General features: G+C 44.9%; 7 protein-coding genes. 3 read left to right on the top strand and 4 right to left on the bottom strand.

Going from position 1 to position 7,955, the window contains the following annotated elements; genetic code table 11:
• Positions 1-334: 334 nt before the first annotated feature.
• Both F0229_RS21350 and F0229_RS21355 read right to left on the bottom strand, forming a co-directional pair.
• The gene (locus F0229_RS21350) at positions 335-2,875 is read right to left on the bottom strand and encodes a glycosyl hydrolase family 18 protein (protein WP_171733667.1); all 2,541 of its coding nucleotides are present in this window, start codon (positions 2,873-2,875) and stop codon (positions 335-337) included.
• A 398-nt stretch (positions 2,876-3,273) separates the two neighbouring features.
• Positions 3,274-3,738: a DUF2850 domain-containing protein gene (locus F0229_RS21355; protein WP_017065063.1), complete on the bottom strand. Its 465-nt coding sequence runs from the start codon at positions 3,736-3,738 to the stop codon at positions 3,274-3,276.
• Between the two features lie 307 nt (positions 3,739-4,045).
• Here F0229_RS21355 and F0229_RS21360 point away from each other — a divergent pair, with 307 nt between their 5' ends.
• Positions 4,046-4,327, top strand: coding sequence for a pyrimidine/purine nucleoside phosphorylase (locus F0229_RS21360; protein WP_171733668.1), 282 nt, complete (start codon positions 4,046-4,048; stop codon positions 4,325-4,327).
• Between the two features lie 204 nt (positions 4,328-4,531).
• Here F0229_RS21360 and F0229_RS21365 read toward each other — a convergent pair whose 3' ends face one another.
• A complete protein-coding gene (locus F0229_RS21365) occupies positions 4,532-5,404 on the bottom strand; it encodes a pirin family protein (RefSeq protein WP_171733669.1) in 873 nt (290 codons plus the stop codon).
• Between the two features lie 157 nt (positions 5,405-5,561).
• On the opposite strand from F0229_RS21365, the gene F0229_RS21370 reads away from it, so the two are divergent.
• Entirely contained in the window at positions 5,562-5,846 is a 285-nt protein-coding gene (locus tag F0229_RS21370; RefSeq protein WP_017061541.1) for a hypothetical protein, read from the top strand.
• 25 nt (positions 5,847-5,871) lie between these two features.
• On the opposite strand, the gene F0229_RS21375 is transcribed toward F0229_RS21370, so the two are convergent.
• Positions 5,872-7,062, bottom strand: coding sequence for a GGDEF domain-containing protein (locus F0229_RS21375; protein WP_171733670.1), 1,191 nt, complete (start codon positions 7,060-7,062; stop codon positions 5,872-5,874).
• A 315-nt stretch (positions 7,063-7,377) separates the two neighbouring features.
• On the opposite strand from F0229_RS21375, the gene F0229_RS21380 reads away from it, so the two are divergent.
• The gene (locus F0229_RS21380; protein WP_017061543.1) at positions 7,378-7,716 is read left to right on the top strand and encodes a DUF1840 domain-containing protein; all 339 of its coding nucleotides are present in this window, start codon (positions 7,378-7,380) and stop codon (positions 7,714-7,716) included.
• Positions 7,717-7,955 lie beyond the last annotated feature (239 nt).

Consider the following 7,955-nt stretch of genomic DNA (forward strand, 5'->3'; position numbering starts at 1 on the left):
TTGTTCTTGGCATGGTATTGGTTATGGTTTTACTTTTGGCGAAGCAAATTATAACTCTTTACCATGCTGTTCAAAGAACACTCACGAAAGATCAACACGCCCTACTCATCGAAACTATTTATTGAAAAGAGCAGCCTTGTTCTCAAGCTTTTTTCCTGCGCTATTTTTGAACACTTGCTTACTGTGATTGGTATAACGAGCGCAAGTCAGTAGGACGCCAGTAAAAAGATCGTAAGCTCAAAGCTAAGAAAACAAACATTAAAAAGGCCAACCAGACATTATCTGGTTGGCCTTGCTTTTAGGTGCTTAGTTGGTGTTTAGCTCAATCCTATTTTTAGTTAGCACAGCTTGCTGGGCCGATCTCTTTCCACACGCCCCATTGGCCTGTCGTTGTTGGATCTTCACCGGTTGTCCACCATTTCGCTTCCCAAACCTTACCGCCTTGAGTCACTTGGTCGCCACCAGTGTAAACCGCGCCTGAATCCCAAGCGTTAGTACACGTACCGCCGCCTGTGGTTTTCTTAAGAACTTTCACTGAAGTAGCTGCTACCGATGTCTCTGTGCCATCGCTGACTGTTACAGAGAAGTTCAGCGTTGTATCTTTCGTGTATTCCGCTGCGACAAAGCTCACTGAAGAACCTTGAACCGTTGCATCAATACCAGCAGGTACATCCCATGTGAAGGTCAATGTGTCTTGGTCTGCATCGCTTGAAGCCGAAGCATCAACCACGACTACATCACCCGCATTAACTTCAGCCGGAGCCGTAACCACTGCTACTGGTGCTGTGTTTACTGGGCCTGTATCTTTAGGGCTTACTGTTACAACAACGGTGTCAGTAGAAGTAGCACCTTCGTTGTCCGTTACCGTTAGGCTGAAGGTTAGTGTTTCTTGCTGAGCGACTTCAACAACATCGAAGCTCGCAACCGCAGCATTAGCGTTCGCCAGTGTTACTGCTGTACCGCCGACTTGAGACCAAGCGTAGCTCGCGATTGTACCGTCGCTGTCTTTTGAAGCGCTGCCATCTAGAGAAACAGAAGCTGGGCCTTCAACCGATTGGTCTGTACCTGCAGCTGCCGTTGGTTTGCGGTTGACAGGATCAGTTGTACCGCCCGCTAGGCCTTCATGCATTGCATTCAGGATGTCGCCGTTATCTGCATCAATTTCCCAAGAGAATAGACCCGCAAGGCCAAGGCTACGAACGTACGCGCCTTTTGCTTTTACAGAGCGATCATCATCAAATGTGATTAGCTGACCTGAAGTGCGGTTCCAAACGTAAGGCGCTTCTGCCATTTCGTCATAGCCATATTCGAAGCCGTTGATGCCTTGGTTATTCGCGCCAAGCATGTTTGCTTTAATGCCTTTGTAATCAATAACGCCATCTTCCCATACGCCTTGCGCAGAGCTGCCTTTCAGTTTGCCGTTACCAACGCCTGTCATAGGGTCGCTCGGATCGGTGAGTGATGATGGTAATACGCCTTCCCAACCACGACCGTACATCGCTGTACCAACCACAAGCTTGTTCGCTGGAACACCTTGCTCAAGCAACAGTTGGATGCCGTTGTCTGTGGTGTAAGCTGGGCCTGTGTATTGTTCGCCATTTTCATCAAGGCCTGTGCCATCACATTGACCAGGACGCATGAAGTTACCGCAGTTTAGTGCTGTTTGGTGACCTAACACGTTGTTCCAACCGCCGTAGAAGTCGTAAGTCATTGCGAAGATGTAATCCATGTATTGGATAGCATCGCCGTAGTTCACGTCTTCAATCTTATCGTGACCAACACCGATCGCAGAAGTGAGCTCGTAAGTACGACCGTTTTCCGCTTCTAGCTCATCTAGCATCACGCGAAGTTCTGCCATCAGTGCAATGTAAGCTGGGCCGTCATTTACAGGATCACCAAGGTCTGGAGCAGCACCGCCACCACCAGGGAATTCCCAATCGATATCCACACCGTCGTAGAATTTCCATGTGTTAAGGAATTTCTTAACAGACGCTACAAAGGTGTCACGGTTGGCTTTAGTTGTGAAATCAAAGAACGGGTCAGACAGCGTCCAGCCACCAATCGATGGGATGATCTTCAAATCAGGATTACGCTGTTTGAGCGCCATCATCATTGCGTAGTTACCCTTGATCGGTGAGCTGTATTCGTGTCCCGCTTGAGGGAAGCTTTTCTGGAAAGCCGCCCAAGGGTCATGAATCACCACTTCGTAATCGTTAACACCCTGACAAGCTGTCATGAGGGCGTTGTAGCTGTTTCCACCTACCGATTTTACTGATTCGTTAGGACCACAAATTGGGATGAAGCCGTAAAGGATGTGGGTCAAGTTATCAGCAGGTAGGTTATCTACCGTGTAGTCACGACCATAAATACCCCACTCAACAAAGTAAGTACCGACTACCGTGTTTGGATCTGTGTTGTATGACTTGTTGTTTGGATCCACATTCATCGCAAGTGGCGCTAAGTGTGCGCCATCTGTATCGGCAATCGTGATTTTAGCGGGTGCGCTTTTGCTACAACCTGTTTCGTCACACGCTTCTATTTCCATTTCGAATAAGCCGCCTTGGCCATATTCGAATGAAGCCGTGGTTTGGCTGCCAGTGATTGGGCCAGTGGCTACTTTAACGCCATCAAAGTAGATGTTGTACGTGTTTCCTGACGTTCCGCTCCATTGGTTGAACTTAACGTCGACTTTTGCTTTGTCGTGATATTTAACCATCTGGTTGTAGCCAGAGGTGGTTTCCATCGCGAGTTCAATTTTAGAAAATTGCAGGTTGTTGGAACCGTACATGTCGATGCTAGGTGCTGTTGGAGCAGCTAATGCTGTACCAGATAGCGCTAGAGCAATGCTTGCAGCACAGGTATTTATACGAATCATACTATTTCTCTCATTCCTTGAAGATTACGAGAACCCAATGGCCCCATAAACGGCTCCAATCAGTTTTGAAGGAGCTTCCCAGTCAGTATTCGAGAGAGTTTTAATTTCATAACTGAAAATAAATCCGTTTTCGATGGACAACTAAAAAATTGTATCTTGTTACAATTCTGTTGCTTAATGAATGAGAGGCTGAGTCCATGTTTTATAAAATAAAACATCCTTCAGTAGGAAAATCTCACAAGTGAAAATTCACGACATGAAGTTATGAAAAGGTGCGACAAACTATAAGAAAATACTGTGGATTGAAGCTGAATCACAAAGTGAAGTATGTTGAGCGAGCGGGGTCGATCGACGGGTAAACTTGAAGACGAATGCTTATGGCAGTATGGATAAGAGGGTTATCTTTTGAATTGCTCAGCTAAGGAAGCGCGTCGTTGTTGCATGACACTATGGGTATCACCAGTCGCAGTATCTTCGTAGCCTTCTTTAATAAATTGCTGAGATGGTACGCTTGGCTCTAATCGCTTTAAGCGAGGCGAATCGTAAGTACCACTGATGGTGTAAACGGTGGTTCCAGAGCCAGTGTTGATCGTGACGATCTTCCCGTCAAAATCGAATGAGGTAGTGATAAGACGATGATTCATCATCACACCGTTTTCTGAAAGTGTCAGGATGTCGGTGTTGTAAGGTGGCGCCGCAATCTCTATCCATGTGCCATAGACGTTGCTTGGGCTGACAGATTGCTGGTGGGCTTGGTAAGCAAAATAGCCGGCGGTGAGGGCAACCATAAAGCCAGCTAATAGGAAGCCGTAGAGTAACGAGTTGGCAAATAGATCTCTGCTTTTAGTCGGCTTTTTTGCCATTATCTCTTCATTTTTCGACTGATATTGTTTTAGATTCTATTAATTAAAACCTTAGTTTGCAAAAATTGTTCTAAGAGTTAGAAGCAGGATCGAATGTTCTAATAAATGTGGTTGCGTTAGTGGTTTTTAGCCTTGCTCCTCAGTATTTACGCTATCAATGAAAGCGAACTCCAGAAATGCTTAAGCTATGCGTATTTATTTCTTGTAGGAAAGTCTCGAATTGGTTAAAACAATTATCACCTAAATTTACGCATAGGCTTACTCGGTGAGCTCAATAATTGCAATTTGAAGATAACAAGGAAGTACAATGATTAAAGAAAACACATACTTTGAAGGTGGCGTTAAGTCGTTAGCGTTTAACCAGTCTGGTGCTGATGTGAGTGTTGGTGTAATGGCGGCTGGTGAGTACACTTTTGGTACTGCGGCTCCAGAAAAGATGACCGTTGTTAAAGGTGCTTTGATTGTAAAGCGTGTTGGCGATGATGATTGGACGACATACCAATCTGGTGAGTCTTTTGACGTTGCGGGTGACTCTTCATTCGACCTAAAGGTAAAAGAAGCGACAGCTTACCTATGTGAGTATTTGTAATCAGATCTAAATTTGTTCAATCAGGGCATCGTTTGTCTCTGATTGAATAGAAAAAAACCACGCTCTAGGAGCGTGGTTAAATAAGTGATAGTAACCGGCAGTGGATAGTGTCACTTGTTTTTGTAGTCATCAAATGGATGACCAAATCGTTGTTCGTTGCAAAATCTCTTCAACCTTCAACCTTCAAAGCTCAAAGCCAAGACATCAGTAAGTCTCAAACACACCGTTGTTGTAGTCTTGAATTGTCTGTTCAATCTCTTCCATCGAGTTCATGACAAACGGACCATAGTGAACAACAGGTTCATTAATCGGTTCACCGGAAAAAATTAGTACCCCTGAATCTTCCAAGCTACCCAAAGCCAGCAAGTCAGCTTTGGTAAGCAGGGCAAGTTGACCTTGGTTGATCACTTTGTCGCCGATCTTAATACTGCCTCGGTACACGTAAGTCATGGCATTGTGATTAACATTAGTCCCTAACGTGACTTTTTGCCCAGAATGAGAGCGCCAATCCGTAACGCTTAACGGCACACCTGTTTTCTGCAATGGACCCTGCGCTCGTAAAGCCTCTGAATCATCGTCAGTTTGGTTGTACAGTTCAAACCCTCCGGCAATCATTCTCAACAAACCACTTTGTTCACTTTGATGCTCCGCGATGCTTTCATTTTGGAAGTCGTGATATTGCGCTGGCTGCATTTTGTGTGCCGCAGGTTGGTTTATCCAAATCTGAAAACCATGCAGTGCGCCTTCTTCCATCATTGGCATTTCGCTGTGAATGACACCACGGCCTGCGGCCATCCACTGTGCGCCACCGCTGCGCAGCTCTCCAACATTCCCCATATGGTCTTTGTGTTGGAAGTGACCTTGGAGCATGTAAGTGAGCGTTTCTATCCCACGGTGAGGGTGTGGAGGAAAGCCGCCAACATAGTCTTTGCTTTCATCCGATTTAAGTTCATCAATCATCAAAAATGGAGAGAAGCGCGTGTTATTAAAACCTGCGAGTCGTTGGATTTTGACGCCATCACCATCTGAGGTGGCATGTGCTGTAATCACATGATCTACTGCTCTTACATTCGTCATTTTGAAACCCTCATAAACTTGAATAGCTGTAGTTTATGTAATTTGATTTAAAAAGAAGATGGCACAGCGTTGAGTGACTTATTCGAAAATCTTGAACAGGTAACAATATGAAATTATGTCTATACTCAATAGAGAGTATATCGCCAAGGAGGCCGCTATGGCAGTTCAGCAAAAACATGGCGAAAGGCATGGTCGGATAGGTTTTGATAACGACTTTACAACGGAGCAAAGCCAGCGCTTTACAGAGGTTGCAAACAGCGCTGTTAAACGCCGCGTGAAAAAACGTGAGATAGAAGCGCCGTTTATTCAGTCAGCTAAGCAAGCCGCTTTTAAAACCGTGGTGAGGCGACCTAAAGGGAATAACCCAAACCGAACACGTCAAGTCATATGGATTATTATGATCGGGTTAGTGAGTCTTTGGCTTATGTACCTTGCAGGTTAGCAGCGCCGCTCCGTTATAGGAATGGCTAGCGTTGGCGCGTTTTTAATAGCGTAACATTGTTCCCTTCGATCTTCGCTTCAAAGCAATCTTCAAGTTCAGATGAATCCGGTGCTGAGCTAACAAGGCTCGTTGGTAGTTCTTCTATCAGGGTCGATACTGGGTTGTCGTGATAATAAGCATATCGGTTTTTTCCTGAATGCTTGGCAACATACATCGCTTTATCAGCACATCTCGTCAGCTCATGTAATTCTTGGGCATCTTGCGGATACAAAGCAACCCCAACACTTAACGTCAATTCCTTGATTCTCTCGTTTGTTTGGCAGCCGCTTTCGAACAGCCCGCAGATCCTATCTAGAATGCCGTCTAGATCTTTACGAGTTGGCACATCGTAGAGCATCAGAACAAACTCGTCTCCAGCAAAGCGCGCGATGGAATAATCGTATTCATGGCTTTTTCTGTCTCTGGTTCGAATGTTGTTGCTCAAGCGATTGGCAAAATGCTGTAAGACACTGTCTCCCACATCGTGCCCGTAGCTGTCGTTAATGCCTTTAAAGTCATCTATATCCAAAAAGACCAATGCCGTAAGTGATCGCTCACTATCCACTGTCGCAAGCTTTTCTACAGCCCAGCGCTCAAAGCTCCAACGGTTGGCCAATCCGGTAAGTTGGTCTCTGTAGGCGAGATCTTCAATGCCTTCTTTATAAAGGCGTTGGATATAACTGACGGCTTTTGTGTAGTAATAAGCGGATGTGTGACACACCAAGCTCATAGTAAACAGGCTAAGAATAAACCGATGTGTGCTGTTAAATGGCAGAGAAAAGTTATTGGGCATTGCTGTAATCAAGGTGCTGATGAACAGGCAAAACGAGGTGCTGAAGATTATGCCAATTCTGAAATCATTAATGAAAATGACCGCGGCCAGAATTGGGTAGAGCCAGAGGATGCGATCTGGGATGGCGTGACTGTACAAGAATAGGATGACGCCCTGAACTAGAAGAACACCACTCAGAATCAATTCGGAATACTCAGGATTGATGACTTTTCTTACATATAAAGCGTTAGAAATGGCAATGATGGCGAAGCACAATTCGAATATTGACAGCGTGTAATGCTCGCCTTCGAAGTAAGCCCAAGTATAGAAAATGAATAACGCAGCGGCAGTCAGTGAAAAGGAGTGGACAATTTTTTGCTTGCGGGTGGATCGTATGTCCGCCATTTCTTCTAGGTGCCTGCCGACGAGCCTTTTCATGTGATCTGTGCCAAAGTTTTTGATAATGGTGTTAATAGTAGATTAAATAACAAGCTATGCAGAGGCTTAGATGTCTATTTAGTGTGACTACTATCAAGGTTTCATATGAAAGGCTGTTCAATCAATTCCAAATAGTGATGTATATCACCGATGGTGCTGGTCATCTCTAGAAGATTAGATTTAAGCATCAAACTTGTAACCGTTGTTTGATGTTTATCTACTTGCTTTCCAGAGAGTTACTCCACATAGTTTGTAAACGACCAAAATTAAGAAAGGCTCATTATGTTAATTACCTTTAGTTGTAAAGCTCATGCTAGTGTCACGATGTTTGGTGAAGTCGGCCTCCAGTTCATCAAGATGCTTGGGCATAGCGGCTCCATCCCAGGTGCTATGGATGCTTCAGAGGTTCCTCAAGCTCTGGATAATCTACGTGCTGCTATTGCAGCAGAGCAGAGCAAGTCCGTAGAGCATGAAAATACTGATGACGACAATGAAGAAGAGGTGGTTGAAGCGCCTGTTAATATCGGTAGTCGAGCGTTCCCACTGGTTGAATTATTAAAAGCTGCCATCAAAGATGAATGTGAAGTAATGTGGGAAGACGGTAGCGGCAAGCGACTGTAGTACGATTCACGCGAAACGTAACAAGCCTATTGAATCTATTTTAATCAGAATGAATGCTGAACCAGTATCGGACACACCATGACCATGGAGTTTTATGGTGATGAACCGATACTGGTGTTTTTTAGTGAAGTAATCGAGGGTGTCCCGAATTCTGTGTAACTGTCTAGACTTAAGCCTTTAAGGCTAAGGATGGACAATATGGATAAGAAAGCACTTGAAGCGTTTGCTCGTGAAGCAGC

Origin of the sequence: Vibrio sp. AIC-3, assembly GCF_013114515.1 — a bacterium.
Classification (GTDB): Bacteria; Pseudomonadota; Gammaproteobacteria; order Enterobacterales; family Vibrionaceae; genus Vibrio; species Vibrio crassostreae_C.

Bases quoted from the DNA above. Each gene is read 5' to 3' on its own strand.
- F0229_RS21350 (WP_171733667.1), bottom strand. From the start codon at position 2,875: ATGATTCGTATAAATACCTGTGCTGCAAGCATTGCTCTAGCGCTATCT.
- F0229_RS21355 (WP_017065063.1), bottom strand. From the start codon at position 3,738: ATGGCAAAAAAGCCGACTAAAAGCAGAGATCTATTTGCCAACTCGTTA.
- F0229_RS21360 (WP_171733668.1), top strand. From the start codon at position 4,046: ATGATTAAAGAAAACACATACTTTGAAGGTGGCGTTAAGTCGTTAGCG.
- F0229_RS21365 (WP_171733669.1), bottom strand. From the start codon at position 5,404: ATGACGAATGTAAGAGCAGTAGATCATGTGATTACAGCACATGCCACC.
- F0229_RS21370 (WP_017061541.1), top strand. From the start codon at position 5,562: ATGGCAGTTCAGCAAAAACATGGCGAAAGGCATGGTCGGATAGGTTTT.
- F0229_RS21375 (WP_171733670.1), bottom strand. From the start codon at position 7,062: ATGGCGGACATACGATCCACCCGCAAGCAAAAAATTGTCCACTCCTTT.
- F0229_RS21380 (WP_017061543.1), top strand. From the start codon at position 7,378: ATGTTAATTACCTTTAGTTGTAAAGCTCATGCTAGTGTCACGATGTTT.